Source organism: Candidatus Methylacidiphilales bacterium (assembly GCA_025056655.1).
Classification (GTDB): Bacteria; Verrucomicrobiota; Verrucomicrobiia; order Methylacidiphilales; family JANWVL01; genus JANWVL01.
In genome coordinates this window covers 1-19,049 of sequence record JANWVL010000001.1, presented here as the reverse complement: position 1 = coordinate 19,049, position 19,049 = coordinate 1, and the positions used below count along the sequence as shown (strand labels likewise).

20 protein-coding genes and 1 other RNA gene are annotated in these 19,049 nt (G+C 47.6%); 9 read left to right on the top strand and 12 right to left on the bottom strand.

Annotated features, from left to right (window positions below; genetic code table 11):
- The first annotated feature begins 35 nt into the window (after positions 1–35).
- Entirely contained in the window at positions 36–773 is a 738-nt protein-coding gene (locus NZM04_00105) for a hypothetical protein (GenBank protein MCS7062445.1), read from the top strand.
- Here the strand turns inward: NZM04_00105 and NZM04_00100 are convergent.
- Genes NZM04_00100 through thiH form a run of 5 tightly spaced genes read right to left on the bottom strand, consistent with a single transcriptional unit; the run spans position 763 to position 4,959 of the window.
- The gene (locus tag NZM04_00100; GenBank protein MCS7062444.1) at positions 763–1,605 is read right to left on the bottom strand and encodes a hypothetical protein; all 843 of its coding nucleotides are present in this window, start codon (positions 1,603–1,605) and stop codon (positions 763–765) included. The genes NZM04_00105 and NZM04_00100 overlap by 11 nt on opposite strands.
- Positions 1,606–1,661: 56 nt before the next feature.
- Entirely contained in the window at positions 1,662–2,216 is a 555-nt protein-coding gene (gene lptE / locus NZM04_00095) for an LPS assembly lipoprotein LptE (GenBank protein ID MCS7062443.1), read from the bottom strand.
- Entirely contained in the window at positions 2,213–3,256 is a 1,044-nt protein-coding gene (gene bamD / locus NZM04_00090; protein ID MCS7062442.1) for an outer membrane protein assembly factor BamD, read from the bottom strand. The genes lptE and bamD overlap by 4 nt, the downstream gene beginning before the upstream one ends.
- A 59-nt stretch (positions 3,257–3,315) precedes the next feature.
- Positions 3,316–3,810, bottom strand: a complete 495-nt coding sequence (locus tag NZM04_00085; protein MCS7062441.1) for a SufE family protein — start codon at positions 3,808–3,810, stop codon at positions 3,316–3,318.
- Positions 3,811–3,846: 36 nt separating this feature from the next.
- Positions 3,847–4,959, bottom strand: a complete 1,113-nt coding sequence (gene thiH, locus NZM04_00080; protein MCS7062440.1) for a 2-iminoacetate synthase ThiH — start codon at positions 4,957–4,959, stop codon at positions 3,847–3,849.
- A gap of 93 nt (positions 4,960–5,052) precedes the next feature.
- On the opposite strand from thiH, the gene ssrA reads away from it, so the two are divergent.
- Positions 5,053–5,427, top strand: a transfer-messenger RNA (tmRNA) gene (gene ssrA / locus NZM04_00075).
- A 101-nt stretch (positions 5,428–5,528) separates the two neighbouring features.
- Positions 5,529–6,470, top strand: a complete 942-nt coding sequence (locus tag NZM04_00070) for a hypothetical protein (protein ID MCS7062439.1) — start codon at positions 5,529–5,531, stop codon at positions 6,468–6,470.
- Between the two features lie 9 nt (positions 6,471–6,479).
- On the opposite strand, the gene NZM04_00065 is transcribed toward NZM04_00070, so the two are convergent.
- Positions 6,480–7,301 (bottom strand): alpha/beta hydrolase family protein, encoded by an 822-nt coding sequence (locus NZM04_00065; GenBank protein ID MCS7062438.1) that lies wholly within the window; start codon positions 7,299–7,301, stop codon positions 6,480–6,482.
- Between the two features lie 192 nt (positions 7,302–7,493).
- Here NZM04_00065 and crtI point away from each other — a divergent pair, with 192 nt between their 5' ends.
- The 5 genes from crtI (at position 7,494) to purL (ending at position 13,399) form a co-directional block, all read left to right on the top strand.
- Positions 7,494–8,954 carry a phytoene desaturase family protein gene (crtI, locus tag NZM04_00060; protein MCS7062437.1) on the top strand — a complete coding sequence of 487 codons (1,461 nt, stop codon included), beginning with the start codon at positions 7,494–7,496 and terminating at the stop codon, positions 8,952–8,954.
- Positions 8,955–8,968: 14 nt separating this feature from the next.
- Positions 8,969–9,724, top strand: a complete 756-nt coding sequence (locus NZM04_00055; protein MCS7062436.1) for a carotenoid biosynthesis protein — start codon at positions 8,969–8,971, stop codon at positions 9,722–9,724.
- Positions 9,725–9,806: 82 nt separating this feature from the next.
- Positions 9,807–10,373: a phosphoribosylformylglycinamidine synthase subunit PurS gene (gene purS, locus NZM04_00050; protein ID MCS7062435.1), complete on the top strand. Its 567-nt coding sequence runs from the start codon at positions 9,807–9,809 to the stop codon at positions 10,371–10,373.
- A gap of 42 nt (positions 10,374–10,415) precedes the next feature.
- A complete protein-coding gene (purQ, locus tag NZM04_00045; protein ID MCS7062434.1) occupies positions 10,416–11,132 on the top strand; it encodes a phosphoribosylformylglycinamidine synthase subunit PurQ in 717 nt (238 codons plus the stop codon).
- Positions 11,129–13,399 carry a phosphoribosylformylglycinamidine synthase subunit PurL gene (gene purL / locus NZM04_00040; protein ID MCS7062433.1) on the top strand — a complete coding sequence of 757 codons (2,271 nt, stop codon included), beginning with the start codon at positions 11,129–11,131 and terminating at the stop codon, positions 13,397–13,399. The genes purQ and purL overlap by 4 nt, the downstream gene beginning before the upstream one ends.
- Before the next feature lie 7 nt (positions 13,400–13,406).
- Here purL and atpC read toward each other — a convergent pair whose 3' ends face one another.
- The 6 genes from atpC to NZM04_00010 are packed head-to-tail and all read right to left on the bottom strand — an operon-like array spanning position 13,407 to position 18,697.
- Positions 13,407–13,823, bottom strand: coding sequence for an ATP synthase F1 subunit epsilon (gene atpC, locus NZM04_00035; GenBank protein MCS7062432.1), 417 nt, complete (start codon positions 13,821–13,823; stop codon positions 13,407–13,409).
- Between the two features lie 6 nt (positions 13,824–13,829).
- Entirely contained in the window at positions 13,830–14,297 is a 468-nt protein-coding gene (folK, locus tag NZM04_00030; protein MCS7062431.1) for a 2-amino-4-hydroxy-6-hydroxymethyldihydropteridine diphosphokinase, read from the bottom strand.
- A 5-nt stretch (positions 14,298–14,302) separates the two neighbouring features.
- Positions 14,303–15,088, bottom strand: a complete 786-nt coding sequence (dapB, locus tag NZM04_00025) for a 4-hydroxy-tetrahydrodipicolinate reductase (protein MCS7062430.1) — start codon at positions 15,086–15,088, stop codon at positions 14,303–14,305.
- Positions 15,089–15,112: 24 nt separating this feature from the next.
- Positions 15,113–16,000, bottom strand: a complete 888-nt coding sequence (gene dapA / locus NZM04_00020) for a 4-hydroxy-tetrahydrodipicolinate synthase (GenBank protein ID MCS7062429.1) — start codon at positions 15,998–16,000, stop codon at positions 15,113–15,115.
- A 21-nt stretch (positions 16,001–16,021) separates the two neighbouring features.
- Positions 16,022–16,843, bottom strand: a complete 822-nt coding sequence (gene dapF, locus NZM04_00015) for a diaminopimelate epimerase (GenBank protein ID MCS7062428.1) — start codon at positions 16,841–16,843, stop codon at positions 16,022–16,024.
- Positions 16,844–16,867: 24 nt separating this feature from the next.
- Positions 16,868–18,697: a cbb3-type cytochrome c oxidase subunit I gene (locus NZM04_00010; GenBank protein MCS7062427.1), complete on the bottom strand. Its 1,830-nt coding sequence runs from the start codon at positions 18,695–18,697 to the stop codon at positions 16,868–16,870.
- 152 nt (positions 18,698–18,849) lie between these two features.
- Between NZM04_00010 and NZM04_00005 the strand changes: the two genes are divergently transcribed.
- Positions 18,850–19,049 (top strand): hypothetical protein (locus NZM04_00005; protein ID MCS7062426.1); only part of this gene is annotated, 200 nt, incomplete at its 3' end.

The following is a 19,049-nucleotide window of genomic DNA, read 5'->3' as shown; positions in this document are numbered from 1 at the left end:
AGCTTAAAAAAGGCATTTAGCCGATTGAAAATCACATGAGTAATCCACGATCAATGTATCGAGGATGGAAGTTTTTGTTGGCGATATTAATGACGCCATTATGTGTGGCATGGGTTTTTGCTTTAGTTAAGTTGGTTCAACATTGGTGGGCGCAAGATGGATCATCAGCGTCTTGGTTTGGCTTACTGTTAATCGGCGCAGCAGGATGGCTGATCGCGTATTTGATTTTACCTAAACCTTTTTGGCTTTATGTCTTTGGTCACGAGTTAACTCATGTGCTAGCTGTGTATATGTCACGGGGTAAAGTCTATGATTTTAAGGTGACGTCACAAGGTGGGCACGTGAGATCGGACCGTATGAACTGGTGGATAGCACTGTCCCCTTACTGTGTGCCGATTTACACGCTTCTGTGGATTTTTCTCTGGTGGTGTGGAGATTTTTATTTTTCTGGCGATTTATGGCACAGTCTCTTGTTCTTGGGAATTGGTCTCACATGGGGCTTTCACCTAACCTTCACACTCGCCGTATTGCACAACCAGCAACCAGATCTTGCCGATCAGGGTTACATTTTTTCGTTGATAGTGATTTTAGCTTTCAATTTATTTTTCTTCACCCTGCTGTTTGTGATTTTATCAAAGGAGATAACAGCCACACAGTTCTTGAGTATGCTGTGGAATGAGTCGGTCATATGTTACTCCAGTGTTTGGAAATTTTTCTTAACGGCTTGCCGTTGGGTTCACTCACATCTATTGCGCCACAACCTCACTTCATAACTTCCCATTGCGTTTCATCCAAATCAAGGCGCTGCTCCCAATACGCACGAGGAATCGTGGCCAAACCTATCCACGCTTGATAACGTTGCGAATAGACTAGGCTCGTCATTGTGGCGATTTCTTGACCATTACAACTAAGTCTTCTGGATACTAAATAACTTCCATCGCCCTCACTCAATCGATCGAGACAAATCAAGCGTTTCACCTGTCGATTAACATGACCTACGTGTTGAAGGCGTGACACGATTTCTTGGCCTATGTAACACCCTTTGTGGAAGTGCAATCCATAATTCTCATTCCAGCCAGCTTCTTGGGGAAAATATGTTTCATCAAAATCGGTTCGCCACTCGGCAATACCTTTTTCAACTCGTCTCACAAGAACGTCATGATCGCTTAATTCAGCCTCCCTCTGCAGAAAACTTATCGGTGCATCACTCCATATTTCGTAACCAGAAATTCCCCAACGATATGAGTAAAACAGAGTATCAGACATGTTTTTGACTATTGATTCTCCTACAACATAATACCCTCTCCAATCCTCTGAATAAGGCTCTATAGAGACATCATCCGCAACTATGAAATTTTCAAGACGCCGATGAACAGCGTCACGATCTGAGCTGGATATATCGATTATAAATGCACCATCAATTCGACGGACCCACAGTTCTGAAACAAATTTACCCTTTGCATTAAGAAGGCCTGCAAGCATGGAATGGTCACAATCAAGGCTTTTAATATCATTCGTTAGTTGGCCATTGAGAAAACGAAGAGCATCTTTACCTGAGACTTTGAGTAAAGCGCGTTCTTTTATCGGATACCAGGTGATACTCATAGATTGAGAATGATGAACTAAAACTATCAATCTAAGTGCAGCTATCTATACCACGCTTACCAAGCCTGCTCTACAAGATAAGAGACGATTTGATCGGCAAGTTTACCGATAGCGTCTTCTTGACCTTGACGCTCGCTTTCTTGAAAATCATTTTGCACAAAAAAAACGCTTTCACCTTCTATCAAGCGCCTAGGGAGGAGAAGCACATCAGATCGATTTTTTAATACGACATCTGCTTTCAGCCGAGATTGATATTGAGCTGTGCGATTTATCGATTCTCGAATCGAGCGCAGTGGTGTCCGGTAATTCTCGCGTATCACGACTTCTAAAAAAGCATCCGCATCAGATAAACATGCAAGCTTAAAACGCCCATCCTCCTCAATCCGATGCATGAGCGCATGGCCTAACGCCACTCCAAGCCCTGGCTCTGTAGTCAGATTCTTGGGTGGATGAACAAAGATCGTTTTAACACCTTGCAGACCAGAATCGACAAGGTTGCCAACCTGATATCCAGCACAACCAAGGAAAAAAAAGAGAATAAATAGAAAACAGACGGAAGACGGAACCCAATTCGCTACTCCCATGAAAAAGTGTCTAAAAATTATAATCAACGTTTTTTCTCTCTACTCTTACCCGTGACCGATGATGGGAAGTCTGAAGATAACGAAGGGACTTTTTGCTTTATGCGTTGTCTCTCAACTATGCTTCGCAGTTCATCGATTTTTCTCTGAGCAATCTTCGCATCTTCTGACTCGGGCATTTGTTGAATCACATCGTTATAATAGATATAAGCGGCCTCGTAGTTTTTTTGTTTCTCGTAAAACCGCGCAATGTTTAAAGAGCTCTCCGCACTTAATCCCTTAAGTCGGCTAATGTGCTGACGCGCCTGCGGGGCTTTTTCGCTTGTAGGGTATCGAATCAGAAATTCTTCGAACGCTTCAAGCGCCTTTTGCGCGGCACTCTGATCATAATCAGACTTTTGAGAGGCTCTTAGCCAAGCGTATCCGATCTGATACTGCGCATCATCAGCAATATCATCCGCCGGATACCTCTCCAACACTCGGTTATAAGCCGCTACGGCCTCGATATAACGGCTCATATTTTCCATTGCTAAACCCGCTTTATATTGCGCTTCAGGAGCAAACCGACTAAACGGCGCTGTCCTGACGATTCCTTCAAATATTTCGACCGCCTTTTGATAATCTGCACCAAGTGGTATTTTTAATAGTCGTCTCTTCTCCCCTGCTAAATAAAGGTTACCGATAGCCATCTGCCGCTCTAGAGCTTGATTGAAAAATTCACTGTTGGGGTATTTTTGGAGCATTGTATTATAAGCGCGGTAAGCATCCCAAAAGGCCCCTCGTTTTTCTAGGCACTGACCTATTTTGAATTGTGCCTCCGGAGCCATGAATGATAGCGGCCATCTCCGAATCAAACTACGATAGGCTTTCAAAGCATTATCATAATCCCCTTTTTCAAAATAACGATTGCCGATTTCAAGTTGCTCTCTTGAGCTAGTTGCTGCAGCAATTTCTCCACTTTCATCAACCCACCCTTCGCCCGGGCGCCACACCAATCCTGCCTCAAGAGTTAATGCACCGCAAAAAATTAAAACATTCAGCAATACAATCTCTAAAAAAAACTTCATCATGGAAATTTATATTTCATCAGCGCCATCGGTCAAGCCGCGTAGGATAAAAAACGAGAATTCTATCGTTTTTCTTGTTGCTTCATCCGCTCACGATCTAACCATGCTTTGCAAATAGCCTTCATCCTTCCTAGAACATAATAAGAAGTCTGACTGCGCAACCTCACCAACTCTGCCCCTACAATCTTCGGAACAAAATCCGCCGGCACGTCCAAAACTGTCTCCGGTTTTTCATTGTCCAACCCCTTACATAATATCGCAGTCATCGCACGGGTTAAGGTCTGCACCTCAGGACCCAGAGAGACATAGAAGTGTGCGCCTTGCTGAACGGGATCTATCTTGAGAAAAATCCCTACCGTATCTGTGCATTCTTCATCCTTACGAACGTCTTCCAGATCAAACACCATCCCTTCCCGTGGAGCATAACGCTTAGCGCTATCCGCATAATTAATTAAATTTTCACGCCGCTCCTCATCAGATAGACCCTGAAAAAATTGAACAATCTTATTGAGCTTTTCAGGATAACAACTTGTAGCGCTCTCAAGTTCCCGACTCATCTTCGGCTCCATTCATATATGCAAAGGTAAAAATTCTCACAATGCCCAATCCCAATCTTTCCACACCGGCTCAATACCGCGCGCCTGCAAAGCCAGTGCCACCTCTCCAGCAGACCGTTCATCCGATATTACAAACTGCTCGGTAGCCTCTGCATGGCGCCTTTGATCCATAGCCAAGTCGACCCTTCTGCCGCGCTCTGTCAGATGCAAATTATCACGTCCAGCTCCAGTATATCCTCCCGGCTCAGTGTGAGAACCTGCACTCATCATCGTAACCCCAAGTGTCATCAGTTGGTCGCGCAGAGCAGCAGGCTCACGGGTCGACAAAACTATACCGACCTGTGGAAAAACAATTCGGAGTGTCAAAATCATACGGACCAACGTCTCATCTGACACAGGAAACTTCGGTTCGTATCCTCCTGCGGCCGGTCTCAGACGCGGCAAAGAAATCGTCAACTGAGAACGCCAAGCTCGCCGCAACAAATACTCCACGTGAGCACTCAGCGCCAACATCTCTGTCTCCCACGGAGCTAACCCCAAAAGTGCACCAACACCAATTCGACGAAATCCAGCCTGGCTTCCCCTCGACGGACAATCTAGCCTCCAATCAAAATTACGCTTAGGCCCCGCCGTATGTAAGGTCGCATAAATTTCACGGTGATACGTTTCTTGATATACCACTAGCCCTTCAGCTCCCGCTCCAACTATCGGAACATATTCATCCACCTCCATCGGCCCTACTTCAATCGCTACACTCGGCATCCACTTCCTCGCTCTTTCAACGCACCGGACCAGATAATCTTGCGAAACAAATTTAGGATGTTCCCCAGCCACCAATAAAACGCTCCGAAACCCTTCTCTCCAAAGGTGCTTAACCTCAGCCTCGACCTCATCGACCGAAAGCGTCACACGAAAAATCGGATTATCCCGAGAAAACCCACAATAGGCACAATTATTAATGCATTCATTGGACAAATAAACTGGCGCAAAAAGCCTCATTGTCCGGCCGAAATATTGGCGAGTCAAACGCCATGCCTCAGCCGAAAGCGCTTCATTACTGCATGCCGAATCAAAAAGCAGTTTCTCTACCTTCTTTACCTTAGGCCAACTCTTCCATTGCCCACTTCGAAATACCTCAGAAAATTCCACACGATTTAATCTACCTAAACGATAAATTTATGCAAACCTCTAGCCAGTAATTCCTCTTGCTAACAAAGTATAATCAGCATATTCTATCCAATTGGGGGCGACATGGCTTCGATTTGACCATGTGATAGCTCGTGGCAAGCCGAGGACTAAACAGGCCGCCTCGTAAATCCGCCTGTTTAAAAGAAAAATGCCAACAGAAATGTGGCTAGCGAGGCAAACCTCGCTCTCGCGGCTTAATTAGCCCCGCGAGCGTCATTGAAGCCGATTTCGGCTAAGCTTCAATGGCGTGTATGAAGCCGAAATTGTGGTTGCAGTTCGCGTTCTGACTTCAGCCACTCTTAACCAACAGAACGCTAGGCCGAAATAGCGTCGCGACTACATTTCGGCCGAAACTACTCGCGACTAAGCTTGTAGTCACGAACTAAAGCTCGGTCAAAGACGCGGGTTCGATTCCCGCCGCCTCCATTTTTACTCCCCCACATATCCATACTCACTGCCCCCACTGCATAGTCTCAATAAATGCAAATTACTTGCGTTTGCACAATTTTTGTTTTATTTTGGCAAACGCTATGAACACGAAATTCACTTACCTAGTCACACTACTGGTTACTCTCCTGCCTGCTTCACAGATGGCTGACGCTCATCAAGGTCATCCCCACCATCGCCATCAGCCGCCTACCGGCGTATCCACAAACCATAAAGAAAAATTTAAGCAAAAATGGTGGGCAATCGGCCTCGAGACTGGCGCACATACAAAAAATTTTCATCATGGATTACGAGAGCCTCGTAAAGGCGGTGCCTACTATTTCGCTCCTTTCATCCAACTAACCGATCACGTCACGATCGGCGGTGCTAGCACCCTCGGCACCCATAAATACTACACTGCATGGGATGCATACGTGAATTTCTCATATGAATACAAGAAATGGCTGGGAGAAATCGGCTACAGTTTCCGGAGAAGACAGCCTGGGGATTTTAAGCCCAAAAAGCACGATGCTCATCACCATCATGATGATCACGACGATGACGATGATGAGGATCACCACTCAGACGAAGAAAAGTCTTCAGAAAAACACCATGGCAAATATCATGACGACCACTCCTTCAATTTCGGCCTTTCCTACCTCGGTTTCCCCTACATAGTTCCCTCAATTCATGGTCACTGGATATTCAGAGAGAACGTTCTTTACCTAGATCCTGCCATAAACGCCTACATCCCGCTGATCCAATCAAAGAAAGGCTCCAGCTCACTGATCCTCAACCCAGCTATTGAATTCGGGATCAGAGCTTATGAGTCTAAGAAATCAAGGGATGAGCACGCCGACGATCATCACCATAGCAGTCATGAGCATCCCCACCACTTACACCACACAGTCTTCAGATTGCAGTTGGACTATTCACCTAACTCTTTCGTTACGATATCACCTTATTTTGCCCAGCTTGTCCCGCTGGAAAGCAGTCCGGATGGCCTCCAAACCTTTGGAGGAATAAAAATACGCTTCATCTACTGATACGTCTCCTTATTTCCGCCAAATCTCAGGCCACAGGTTCAGAGCAAGACGGAAGCTCTCCGGCATCAACGTGTAACCAACATGCCCTTGCGGGAAACAAGCATAATGCGAGCCTTTCCACATACGATGGAGCTGCTCGATTTCATACGCAGGCGTCACTTCATCATACTCCCCGGCTACGAGCAACACGTCGCGAGGTTCGCAATGCAAGCTCATATACCTCGGACAGCATAACCTAAAGTGCGGCTCAGCATCTGAAAGTTTTATCCCAACTTGTCTCAATTTCCGCTGAATAACTCTCGATGCCGGAGAGCTCCAAATGCCGCTCTCCACATTGATCATCGGTTCAACGAGAATAACCCGTTTCAATCGCCTTTCCACTGCTCCTAGCACACTCAATATCCAGCCTCCATAACTCGTTCCCCACCCCCCTATTTCAGTGCATCCCTGTCTCTCCAGCCAATCACAGAGACTGCGGAGTTCGATCACACATTGCCGCAGACCCTCCACATTACGTATAAGATCTGCTGTGATCGCAAGCTCCCCTGACCACTTTCCGCGCGGTCTGCGAGCATAGTGGTAAGGCAAATGCACAAATACTGCGTTCCACCCTAGCTCATTCAATCTACTTGCCCACCGGCGGTAACCCCAATCACTCACAGACATTAATCCATGAGCAATAAGCATCGTCGGAGCCTTCCATCCAGCCTTGCAAGGATAAAGGTCATAGTGAGCCGTATCGTTTTCAACATATCCAGTTGCCAAAGGGCTCACTTGAATCAAGCGGCGTTGTCCCCGCATCGCCCACATGGGTCGCCATGCTTTAGGCATAGCATAGTAATCGTCCAGGGTGGCTCCTCTCCAACTATCGATATATTTGCAAAATCGCTCTCGATACTGATCGTCTAATGAATTTCGCAGATGCAGAAGATGAATTGCAGAGAAACTAAGTTCATCAAATACCTTGGCCTGCCATTGCTTCAATTGCTTTGATATTTTAAACCCTTCTTTATACTGCATCACGTGTCACAACGCGTTCTTATCATAGGAGCAGGCATCGGTGGTCTCGCAACTGCAATCCGCCTTGCTCACGCCGGCTACACTGTTGAGATATGGGAAAAAAACCAGACACCTGGAGGTAAAGCTCAAGAGTTCCGTCACCTCAATTTTCGATGGGATATAGGCCCATCTTTAATCACAATGCCCCACCTACTCCGTGACCTCTTTGCTCTGTGTGGACGGCCACTAGAACGCTATCTCGATTTAATCCGGCTCAACCAAATCTGCCGATATTTTTGGTCTGATGGCCACCAAATCGATGAAAACGCGCAGTTCTTCAAAGATCCTCAGGTCACCAAATTTCTGAACTACGCCCGGGCTCTGTATGAACTGGCCGAGCCAACTTTCTTACGCCACCCTCCTGATCGCTGGATTCAACGCATACAGTGGCACGATTTCATACTGCTGCGCCACCTTCCCAAAATATGCAACTTGCAAACATTAGCCGAAAAGGTGAACAGTTTCTTCCAAGACCCCCATCTGCGACAACTCTTTCATCGTTATGCCACCTATAATGGTTCATCACCATTTCGCGCCCCTGCAGCATTTAATATTATCCCCTATGTCGAGTATCGCTTTGGCGCTTGGTATCCCAAAGGTGGAGTTGCTCGCATCCCTCAAGCTCTAGCACAACTTGCCAAAGAGCTAGGAGTTTCTATTCACTATGGTCGCCACGTCGCACGATTTCAAAACGGTGAAATCATCTCCTACGAGGGACATCGTATCACGCCGGAAATCATCGTTGCAAACACCGACGTGATCCAGGCCCACCGCACATGGCTTCGCCCTTACACCTCAAAAGCACAACAAATGGATATTGCCTCCAAAGAGCTATCATGCTCCGCTTATATCCTTCTCTTGGCTGTGGAAGGCCAAGAGGAGAGACTAGAGCATCACAACATTTTCTTCTCCGATAACTACGAGCAAGAGTTCGACGAGATATTCAACCAAAAATGTCTCCCTACTGACCCCACAATCTACCTTTCCATCACTGCCAGGACTGATCCTCAAGACGCTCCGCCTCACCACGATAACTACTTCATTCTGATCAATGCTCCTTCTACTGCCGCTCTATACTCCTTCCCTAAGACGCTAGACGAATATGACGCAGCGATCATCGATCGTCTTGAACACACCTTCAACATCACATCTCTGTCGAAACGAATCCAGTTCCGCCATCGCATCACTCCGCTGGACATCTCCATTAGAGATTCCACATACCTCGGAAGCCTCTACGGATGGGCATCCCACAGCATAATCACATCCCTATGGCGTCCTCCCATTCAAGCTTCCAATCCTCGTAACCTATTCTTTGTCGGTGGCACAACACATCCAGGCGGAGGCATCCCTATGGTTATTCTCAGTGCACAGATGGTTGCAGAAAGAATCATGGAACAATTTCCACTAGACGCCTCCGAAAGCTAAATTCTCTACTCAAAATGCCATCAAGATTCTCAAAACTAGAAATTACAGCTCTCGCCCTTTATTTAATTTGGACCCTATGCGGGCTTATTACAGTTAGCCTGAAAATCAACCACGAGACAATAGATAACATCAACTTCAAAGCTTTTTCCGAACGCCTCTTTCACCTACCCCTTCACAAGGCGTCGCTCCACTGGCTCTTACGTTGGGGCGATACAATTATGATTTTCCTCGCTGCTTTGAATGCACATCTCCTTGCGATCCGACACTGGGGCGTTAGTCAAGCACGCCGTTGGGCTGCGCTAGTGTGTATAATCACTGGTTCAGTAGAATCATGCGGCACTCTTACTGGGATCCCATTTGGGCACTATGTTTACACCGACGTATTAGGAATGAAACTCATGGGCGTTCTTCCGTTGGCCATCCCTCTAGCATGGTTAGCACTATTAACCTCATGCCTCATGCTCATCCGAGGCCTTTTCCCCTATGCATCCCCCATCTCACAAACGGTCGCTACGGCGACTCTAGTCACATTTATCGATTGGATACTAGAGCCTTATGCCGTCGAAATACGCGGCTACTGGCGATGGATCGATACTGAAGGAAATGCAGTAGATTTTATCCCAATCCAAAATTACCTTTCATGGTGGGTTCTGAGCGCGACGCTTGTCTTCTTTTCACCAAGAGAAATTCTAAAGTCTGCGGATCCCCGTCCCTGGCTGATTCCGGGAGCAATGGTCTTGCTTTTCATCACTGCACGCCTATTCACCTAAAAAGCTAGACCCCAAAAAATTCTGCGAATTTGATTTTTTTTTCTACGCAAATTTCAAAAGATGTTTTAAATCATTCTCTGGAATGATACACGCCACTATCACTGTGATGCCCAAACAAAACATCCTCGATCCGCAAGGAAAGGCTGTTCAGAACGCACTACACGCACACGGAATGACCTGTGTCGAAGACGCACGCGTTGGGAAACTTATCGAGTTAAAAATTTCTGGCACCAATCGCTCACTCACAGAGGCTAAGCTCCACACACTATGCCAAGAGCTGCTTTCAAATCCTGTAATAGAAGATTATCACCTTAAGCTTTCCTCTCCCGAAGCCCCAAGCGATTTGGAAAACACCGATGACACTCACTCTCCACATTACGCCAGCCGTTTGATAGAAAAAATAAATGCTTTAGATTCTACACAAGCTACTCGAATGACTCATAATCGCCACTCACGTCCACTGCGCTCGAAGAGCCAACCTCAAGCATCTACACGTTCTTTTTCCAGCAAGGAGGTTACGCAACAAACCAAAAAGAAAGGCACACCTATGCCCACTGCAAAAAAATCCGCCGCTAAAAAAGCTGGCGCTAAAAAGCCTGCGGCCAAAAAAGCAGCAGCAAAAAAGAAATCGTCAGCTAAAAAATCCTAATAGAGTCTCGAGCGGCTCATCCGACGCCCACGCAGAGCAATCATGCGTATCGCCGTCATCCAATTTCCTGGATCAAACTGCGACCAAGATTGCCTCTACGTGGGCGAACATATTTTAAAAACCCCAACTTACCTTGTCTGGCATAAGGAAACCTCCCTTCAAGATGCTGACCTAGTCATTTTGCCTGGAGGCTTCTCCTACGGAGATTACCTTCGATGCGGAGCAATTGCGCGTTCAGCTCCCATCATGAAAGCTATCGAAGAGCATATCCAAAAAGAAAGATTCGTTCTCGGCATCTGTAACGGCTTCCAAATTCTATGTGAAGCACGCATCCTCCCAGGCGCTCTTGTGCGTAATGCCTCACGACATTTTCGATGTGAGGAAGTCTATCTCCGAGTCGAAAACACCCAAAACCCGTTCCTCTGCCTAGCCGCTAAAAATCAGATTCTCAAGCTTCCGATCGCACACGGAGAAGGTTGCTATATCGACCATAAAACTAACTTGCGTCAGAGCCTCCGACACAATCAAATTGCCCTTCGCTACTGCGATTCAGGGGGCGTTCCTACCCCCGCTTCCAACCCAAACGGTTCAATTGAAAATATTGCAGGACTACTAAATAGAAAAGGCAACGTGCTAGGACTCATGCCACATCCCGAAAGAGCCTGCGAGGAAATCCTTGGCAATACAGACGGCCTTCTAATTTTTCAATCACTTCTCCACTGGCACAAAAAGAAACGATCCATGGCTGCGTCCTCATGAATCCACCCATCCCTGACGCCGTCATTACACGTCACGGCTTAACTTCAGAGGAATATCAACGTATTTACTCTATTCTAGGGCGTCACCCCAATCTTACCGAACTCGGCATCTACTCCGTAATGTGGAGTGAACATTGCTCATATAAAAATTCCAAGCCTGAACTCAAAAAATTCCCTACTCGTGCCCCACAGATTCTCGTTCCTGCAGGCGAAGAGAACGCTGGCGTCGTGGACATCGGTGACGGCTGGGCTGTCGCCTTCAAAATCGAATCTCACAATCATCCGAGTGCTGTTGAACCTTTTCAAGGTGCTGCCACAGGTGTTGGTGGAATTATCCGCGACATTTTTACAATGGGCGCTCGCCCTCTTTTTTTAATGAACTCTCTGCGCTTCGGCGAAATACGCGGAGATAACAAGGAGGCCAAAAAAAATCGTCGCTTACTCTCCGGTGTCGTCGCAGGAATCGCCCACTACGGCAACTGTGTTGGTCTTCCGACAATAGGGGGTGAGCTTCAGTTCGACCCATCATACAATCACAATCCTCTCGTAAACGTCTTTTGTCTCGGCATTTTGCAGCATCGTGAAATCAGGCGCGCACGTGCACAAGGAGAGGGTAATCCTGTGTTTTATGTCGGCGCTCATACCGGGCGTGACGGTCTCGCAGGAGCCGCGTTTGCCTCCAAAGATCTAACGGAGGACTCCAAAGCAGAACGCCCAGCTGTCCAAGTCGGTGATCCATTTATGGAAAAATTATTAATGGAGGCATGTCTTGAACTTTTTCAAACCACAGATGCTGTTGTAGGCGTCCAAGACATGGGCGCAGCAGGATTGACATGCTCAACGTGCGAGACCGCTGCACGGGCAGAGATGGGCATAGAAATTGAGCTGCAAAAAGTGCCGCAGCGAGAACCAGGGATGACGCCTTATGAAATCATGCTTTCCGAATCTCAAGAACGCATGCTGATCATCGCTCAAAAAGGTCGCGAAAAAGAAGTGCTGCAGGTCTTTCAAAAATGGGAGATTCCGGCAGCAGAGATTGGCTACGTTACATCGGATGGGATGCTTCGCGTTAAAGATAAAGGAAAAACCGTTGCAGAAATCCCAGCACGCTCGTTGACTGAGGATGCTCCTGTCTATCATCGTGAAGCTTGTCCTCCGCGTTATCTTCGCTCACTTGAATCTATGACTATCCCGACCGATGACTCCATCGAGCATTGCAGTGAGGCTATACTTAGGCTTTTGAGAGCGCCTTCGATAGCATCAAAACGATGGGTCTATCGCCAGTTCGATCACCAAGTCAAACTCGGCACAGTTATTCTCCCAGGCGGTGATGCAGCAGTGTTTCGTGTCTTGTGTGGTGGAAAATGGAAATATCTTGCGGCAACAATAGACTGCAACGCACGATATTGTTACCTCAATCCTCGCCGCGGAGCTCAGCATGCCGTTGCAGAGGCCGTGAGAAATCTCGCTTGTGTCGGAGCCCGTCCTCTTGGTGCCACGGATAATCTTAATTTTGGTAACCCTTATGACCCAGAAATATTCTGGCAACTCCGAGAGTGTGTTGAAGGCATGGCAGAAGCTTGCCAGCATTTTGGAATCCCGATTACGGGTGGAAATGTCAGCTTGTATAATCAATCTCCGAATGGGGCGATTGATCCCACTCCTACATTTGGACTAGTTGGATTAATCGAAGACGAAAAGATGATCACCCGCCAAAGCCTCAATGCTTCGGTAGATGAGTTGCTTCTTCTTGGATCTTGGGGAGATGAAATAGGGGCTAGCATCTACGCCTATGAAATTCATGGGTTAAAAGCAGGTTCAGTCCCTAGGATCAATTTAGAATTCGAGAGAGCCATCACACAATTCTTGCTCGAGCTCATCCATCACGGTTGGATTCGAATGGCGCACGATTTAAGTGAGGGCGGACTCGCTGTGGCGGTAGCAGAATCCTACATTCAGGATTCGAGTGCTTCGTCTCTGACGATCGAAGTGCCAGAGGAATTGTCTCTTTGTCTGACATTATTCAACGAGACTGCATCAAGAATATTGATTGGTATTTCACAGCATCATCTCTTGGCTGTCCTAGATCTGGCTCAGCATCGGGGGATGCCTTGTTTACGATTAGGTCGATACGAAAAAAACACGTGCGAAAATCCATCACTCCATTTTTTACAGGGCACACGTCGTTTATCGCTACCTAAACAAGAATTAATCGAAGCTTATGAGTCGCCTTTACCGCGGTTGATGGAAGGATTTGATTCGATTTGACTTTATTTTAGGTGCGAGGCGCTCGACGACGTTTCAAGTGAAGTTGGACTAGCGAGCGGGCGAGCACTGCTTGCGTCGCCTCGAGCTCCTCACCTTTTAAAGCCTGCGAGCGGATAGCTTCTTCTGCCCGCTTGATCGCTTCTTCGACTGTCTTTTCGTTTATGTCGCTCTCTTTTACGGCAGTATCTGTAGCCAGAGATACCTGTTTTCCAGTGATCTCTGCGAAGCCTTCGCCAATTGCATACTCATAATACTTTCCTTCACGACGAACGCGCAGCTCGCCCGGCTTCACTTGCACAATCATTGGAATGTGCCCAGGCAGAACCTCCATTTCTCCTTCGACAGCGGGCAGGACAACACTTTCGACTTCTTCGTCTAGCACACTGCCATCTGGAGTGACGACACGAACTTGCAGAGTGGCCATGGAGCTTTAGTAGCCTTTCTTTTGAGCCTTGGCAAGAAGCCACTCTACTCGATGCGGCGCAATTTCTCTCAAGGGTTCTATAACAAAGGAGCGCAAATGAGCCCTAGGATGAGGAATGATGAGCTGTGGGGTCTCGATCTCCAAATTATCAAAGTAAATTATATCAAGATCGATTGGGCGTGGGGCGTTTTTTGAACGCTTAAGCGGCCGTCCCGACTCGTGTTCATAATTTTGGAGGTGAGTCAATAGCTCTTCAGGTGTTCCTGCCCACTCCATCTCAGCGACTGTATTAACAAAGAGCGGTGAGCCTGGCGGACAATCTTCAGGTTCAGTGAGGATTGGGCGTGCGACTCGGATTTTTTTTTGAAAAGCGAGATGAGTGAGAAATAAGACTGCTTTTTCGATTTGCCCCTGGGGATTATCCAAGTTTGATCCTAGAGCGATCCCTACTATGTGAGTGGGCTGTTGCATCATCGCGATTAACTTTCGGAGAGACCAAGAACGTCTTGCATATCGTAAGGACGGTTGAGTCGAGCTTGAGCGGTATTTGATTGAGCCTTCATTGTCTGCCATTTTTCGAGAGCCCATTGCGCTGCATAGAGGGCTCCGGAAGCAAAAATCTCACGACTTGAGGCTTTGTGAGTTAGTTCCAACCTTTCACCGGTAGCAGCAAACATAACGGTATGTTCTCCTACTATATCTCCGCCTCTTAAAGCATGCACACCAACTTGATTGGTTGGACGAACTCCCACTTCGCCTTCTCGGCCGTGGGATACAGCTTCAGGCGGAAGCTCGTTAATTTTCAAAAGAATATCCAGTAGCTTTCGTGCCGTCCCGCTTGGCGCATCTACTTTCTGTCGGTGATGCATTTCGATAATTTCACAGTCATAGCCTTTGTTTTTGAGCACCTTCGCCGCAATTTCTGTGAGATAGAAAAGAAGATTTACACCGACAGAAAAATTTGCGGAATAGACTACGGGAAGAATCGAGGCGAGGCGGTAGATGGTTTGCTTCTCCTCTGCGGTGTGGCCTGTCGTGCCGATTACCAAAGGTTTCTTAAATTGCTCTGCATGCTGACAAACTTGTGGGGTAGCGGTGTGATGGGCAAATTCAATGATGACATCAGCCTGCTGGATGCCTGCGCCAAGGTCATCGCCTTGATCGAGGGGGATAGCTCGCGCAAAAGAATTCGATGAGAGGCGCATCAAAACTTGCCCCATTCGCCCGCGAGCTCCGACGATAGCTACTGTGTGTTGAGAAGTCATGTATAGTCGCCAAGGGTTTAGGGGTTAAAGGCCTAGCATTTTTAATGTAACCTCAAGTTTGTTGTAGTTTGCTTGTTGCATCGGGACGAGAGGTAAGCGGACTTCAGGAGTCATCCAGCCTTTTCGAGAAAGTGCCATTTTGATAGGGACAGGGTTGGTTTCGATAAACAAATCACGAAAGAGCGGATACAGTTTGCGGTGCCATTGCTCGGCTTCTGTTATCCGGCCTTCGTTCCAAGCTTTCCAGAGCGACACGAGTTCACGTGGGATGAGGTTGCTGGCGACACTAATGACCCCTCTTGCTCCGACGCTTAGAAAGGGCAAAGTTAAGCTGTCATCACCGGATAAGATGACAAAAGAATCACTGAGGACCTGTCGAAGTTGACTCACACGATCGACTGACCCTCCCGCTTCCTTGATGCCGATAATATTTGGGCAGGTGCGAGCCAGCGTTGCGACAGTCTCGACAGCTATCTCAATTCCGCAGCGGCTCGGAATGCTGTAGAGAATCTGTGGAATTGGAGAAGCCTTGGCGATAGCCGTAAAGTGGGCTATGAGGCCTGATTGTGTAGGTTTGTTGTAATAAGGAGCTACAAGCAGGACTGCATCTGCTCCTTTTCGTTGAGCCTCTTGAGTTAACTCGATGGCTTCTTGAGTCGAATTCGAACCAGTGCCTGCAATGACTTGTATGCGTTTACGGACAAATTTAATGGTCTGCTCAATGACTCGGATATGCTCTTGATGCGTGAGTGTGGGCGATTCGCCGGTTGTGCCGACTGGGACGACACCAGAGACTCCTGCCGCAATCTGCTCCTCAATGAGCTTTTCAAGGGCTGGGAAATCGATCTGGCCGGCTCGAAATGGGGTCACTAAGGCAGTGTAAATTCCTTGGAGTTGAAGAGGCGAGTTCATAGAAGGCTTATCATTAAACGGTTAAATTTCAATTGTGCCATGGAAAACGGTTTCAGCAGGGCCTTGAAGGCTGAGATGGATAAAATCGCCAGTGGAGTTTTTTTCAAAAACAACTATCAAGGTTGCTTCACCAGCAACATCGACGAGGATCGGGGACGGAGCGCCTTGAGTCAGGTGATAAATCAAGGCTGAAGCGACTACCCCAGTGCCACAGGCTAGGGTTTCTGCTTCTACCCCGCGCTCGTAAGTGCGAATTTTGAGATGACCAGGGCTGAGTATGGTGGCGAAATTCACGTTGGTGCCCGCAGGCCGAAATACCGCATGATGCCGTAGAGCAGAGCCGAGGCGAGCTACATCCACGAGATCGAGTTCATCCGTAAAGGTGACAAAATGAGGCACGCCTGTATTAATCGAGTGGCCAAATATTGTCTCTTCGGCAAGCTGAACAGACCGATTCAAGACCAAATCGTGCGGCGGAGGAAGATCTATCGCTATCGTGTTATCTTCTTTGTAAACTGCAGTGATATTTCCAGCGGGAGTGCTGAATGTAACATAATTGGGGTTTTTGCGAGGAAAATTTTTGGTGAATTGAGCGAAGCATCGTGCTCCATTGCCACACATCTCAGCTTCTCCTCCGTCGGAGTTGAAGTAGCGCATGCGGTAATCTACGGCTGCAGGTTCATCCGCTCTCTCTACGAGTAAAAGCCCATCAGCACCGATACCGAAGTGACGATGGCATAGCCGAGCAATCATTTCCCTGGTGAGATTGAATTGACCTTCACGATTATCTATGGCGATGAAATCATTGCCTGCGCCATTGAGCTTGGTGAAGGGGACCTTCATGAGGCGGAGTTAACCTGAGATTGCTTATTGATGAGCAGCTGCTAGCTCCTGACGGGCTCTTTCGGGAAGCTTTTCAGGGGGCTCAGTCTGCATGATGTGATCCTTCAGAGCACCAGGGACACTGTATTCGTATGGGCCATGATAGACGGTAGGCAAAGTCGGACCGAAGTTGCCGTGCGGTGGAGGAGAAGGCACCGTCCATTCGAGAGTGTTAGCATTCCATGGGTTGATAGGGGCTTTCTTGCCGCGCTTTAGGCTGACGAAGAAGTTGTAGATTAAGATAAATTGCACAAACCCCAGTGCAATGGCACTGAGTGTGACAAATTGGTTGATCGGTTGCAAGGGGCGTAGATGCTCGTAAAGCGTGGGATCGGCGATTCTTCGCATCATGCCCCCGAGACCAAGATTGTGCATCGGGAAGAATGTGAAGTTCATCAATATAAACGATAAAATCACATGAATTTTTCCGAGTGTCTCATTCATCATTCGTCCGAACATTTTGGGATACCAGTAATACAATCCCGCAAAGGCTCCAAAAAGGCTGCCTCCGAAGAGGACGTAGTGTATGTGCGCCACGATGAAGTAGGTATGATGAACGAAAAGGTCCACAGTTGTCGTCGCTATGAAAATCCCCGATAGGCCCCCAATGACAAACATCGAAATGAAGCATATCGCGCTAATCATGGCCGACGTAAATCGAATCGAGCCTCCCCACAGTGTGCCGAGCCAGTTGAATGTCTTTATTGCAGAGGGCACAGCGATTAAAATGGTAGAGAAGGAGAATACAGAAGAGAGCGTCAAGCTCATACCACTCACATACATGTGATGTCCCCATACGATAAACCCTAGAAAACCAATCACCGCCATTGCATAGACCATAGCTTTGTAGCCAAAAATCGGTTTGCGCGCAAAGACGGGCAAAACCTCAGACACAAGGCCCATAGCCGGAAGAATCATGATGTAAACTTCAGGATGTCCAAAAAACCAAAATAGGTGCTGCCAGAGCAGCGGCTGGCCGCCGGTCAAACGCACAGCAGTTTCGCCCGCTTCTTTAGCATAGGGTGTAAAGAAGTGCGTGCCAAAATTTAGATCAAACATCAACATCACGGCAGCGGCGGAAAGCACAGGCACGGCAAGCAAAAGCAAAATTGAGGTGATAAACAACGCCCACACCGTCAACGGCATGCGAAAGAGCGTCATCCCTGGCGCCCGCATGTTCAGTATGGTTGTGATGTAGTTCACAGCGCCCGCGATGGACGCCAATCCGTTTACAAATAATCCTAAGCACCACAGAGTCTGACCTTGCGCCGTCAAATTATAAGCGGCCACTGTGCTTAGCGGCGCATATGCCGTCCATCCAGAATTCGCGGCGCCGCCAGGGACAAAGAAGCTGTAGCACAAAATCACACCAGAGGTAAAATAAAGCCAATATGACAATTCGTTGAGCAACGGAAACGCCATATCTCTTGCTCCAATTTGCAGAGGGATCAGAAAGTTTCCGAAGGCCCCAATCAACAGCGGCATAATCACGAGAAAGACCATCACCGTGGCATGCATTGTGAAAAGCATGTTATAAAACCCCGGTGAAATCGCTCCTTCGACTGCGTATGGCTCAGGAATCAGCCGTCCAATAAGAGGAAATCCAGTGCCTGGAAAACCCAGTTGCCAGCGCAAGATTAGAGCCAGACCGCCTCCGAGGAAAAGAAACGCGAGGCTGGTGAAAAGATATTGATATCCGATGATTTTGTGGTCGTAACTCCAAAGATATGACCAAATAGTTTTCTTCTGATGCGAATCATCAGGATGATGGATGGTCTGATCACTGTGAGGTTCGACGGCTGCTATGCTAGACATAACATCCCCAGAGAATGTTCATCTTCGTAGAAAAATCAATGCTAACTTCAAATTCCTAAGCTTATCAATCCTGGCTAGTTCACATTCTGCAGACTGCCTCTGGAACGAGTATCGCATTTCCAAGCTAAGAGTGGCATGGTAAACAGGTTTTAGTGAACACACCTACAACGTCATCTAAACCTCCCTCTTCACCCTCCATCTGGGCTTTTGATCTGGGCATCACTTCGATTGGCGAAGCTGTTCGTGAGGGGACGAAATTCAAGCATATCGCTTCGCTTCTAATTCCTGAAGATTTTGCCGAAACAAAAAACGCCGCCGCCCGCCGCCGCATGTTCCGGACGCGCCTAGCCCA

Coding starts and splice junctions, on each gene's coding strand:
- NZM04_00100 (MCS7062444.1), bottom strand. CDS start 1,605: ATGAGTATCACCTGGTATCCGATAAAAGAACGCGCTTTACTCAAAGTC.
- NZM04_00055 (MCS7062436.1), top strand. CDS start 8,969: ATGCCATCAAGATTCTCAAAACTAGAAATTACAGCTCTCGCCCTTTAT.
- atpC (MCS7062432.1), bottom strand. CDS start 13,823: ATGGCCACTCTGCAAGTTCGTGTCGTCACTCCAGATGGCAGTGTGCTA.
- dapA (MCS7062429.1), bottom strand. CDS start 16,000: ATGAACTCGCCTCTTCAACTCCAAGGAATTTACACTGCCTTAGTGACC.
- purL (MCS7062433.1), top strand. CDS start 11,129: ATGAATCCACCCATCCCTGACGCCGTCATTACACGTCACGGCTTAACT.
- NZM04_00010 (MCS7062427.1), bottom strand. CDS start 18,697: ATGTCTAGCATAGCAGCCGTCGAACCTCACAGTGATCAGACCATCCAT.
- NZM04_00065 (MCS7062438.1), bottom strand. CDS start 7,301: ATGCCTAAAGCATGGCGACCCATGTGGGCGATGCGGGGACAACGCCGC.
- dapB (MCS7062430.1), bottom strand. CDS start 15,088: ATGACTTCTCAACACACAGTAGCTATCGTCGGAGCTCGCGGGCGAATG.
- purS (MCS7062435.1), top strand. CDS start 9,807: ATGATACACGCCACTATCACTGTGATGCCCAAACAAAACATCCTCGAT.
- NZM04_00105 (MCS7062445.1), top strand. CDS start 36: ATGAGTAATCCACGATCAATGTATCGAGGATGGAAGTTTTTGTTGGCG.
- dapF (MCS7062428.1), bottom strand. CDS start 16,843: ATGAAGGTCCCCTTCACCAAGCTCAATGGCGCAGGCAATGATTTCATC.
- bamD (MCS7062442.1), bottom strand. CDS start 3,256: ATGATGAAGTTTTTTTTAGAGATTGTATTGCTGAATGTTTTAATTTTT.
- NZM04_00085 (MCS7062441.1), bottom strand. CDS start 3,810: ATGAGTCGGGAACTTGAGAGCGCTACAAGTTGTTATCCTGAAAAGCTC.
- purQ (MCS7062434.1), top strand. CDS start 10,416: ATGCGTATCGCCGTCATCCAATTTCCTGGATCAAACTGCGACCAAGAT.
- NZM04_00070 (MCS7062439.1), top strand. CDS start 5,529: ATGAACACGAAATTCACTTACCTAGTCACACTACTGGTTACTCTCCTG.
- folK (MCS7062431.1), bottom strand. CDS start 14,297: ATGATGCAACAGCCCACTCACATAGTAGGGATCGCTCTAGGATCAAAC.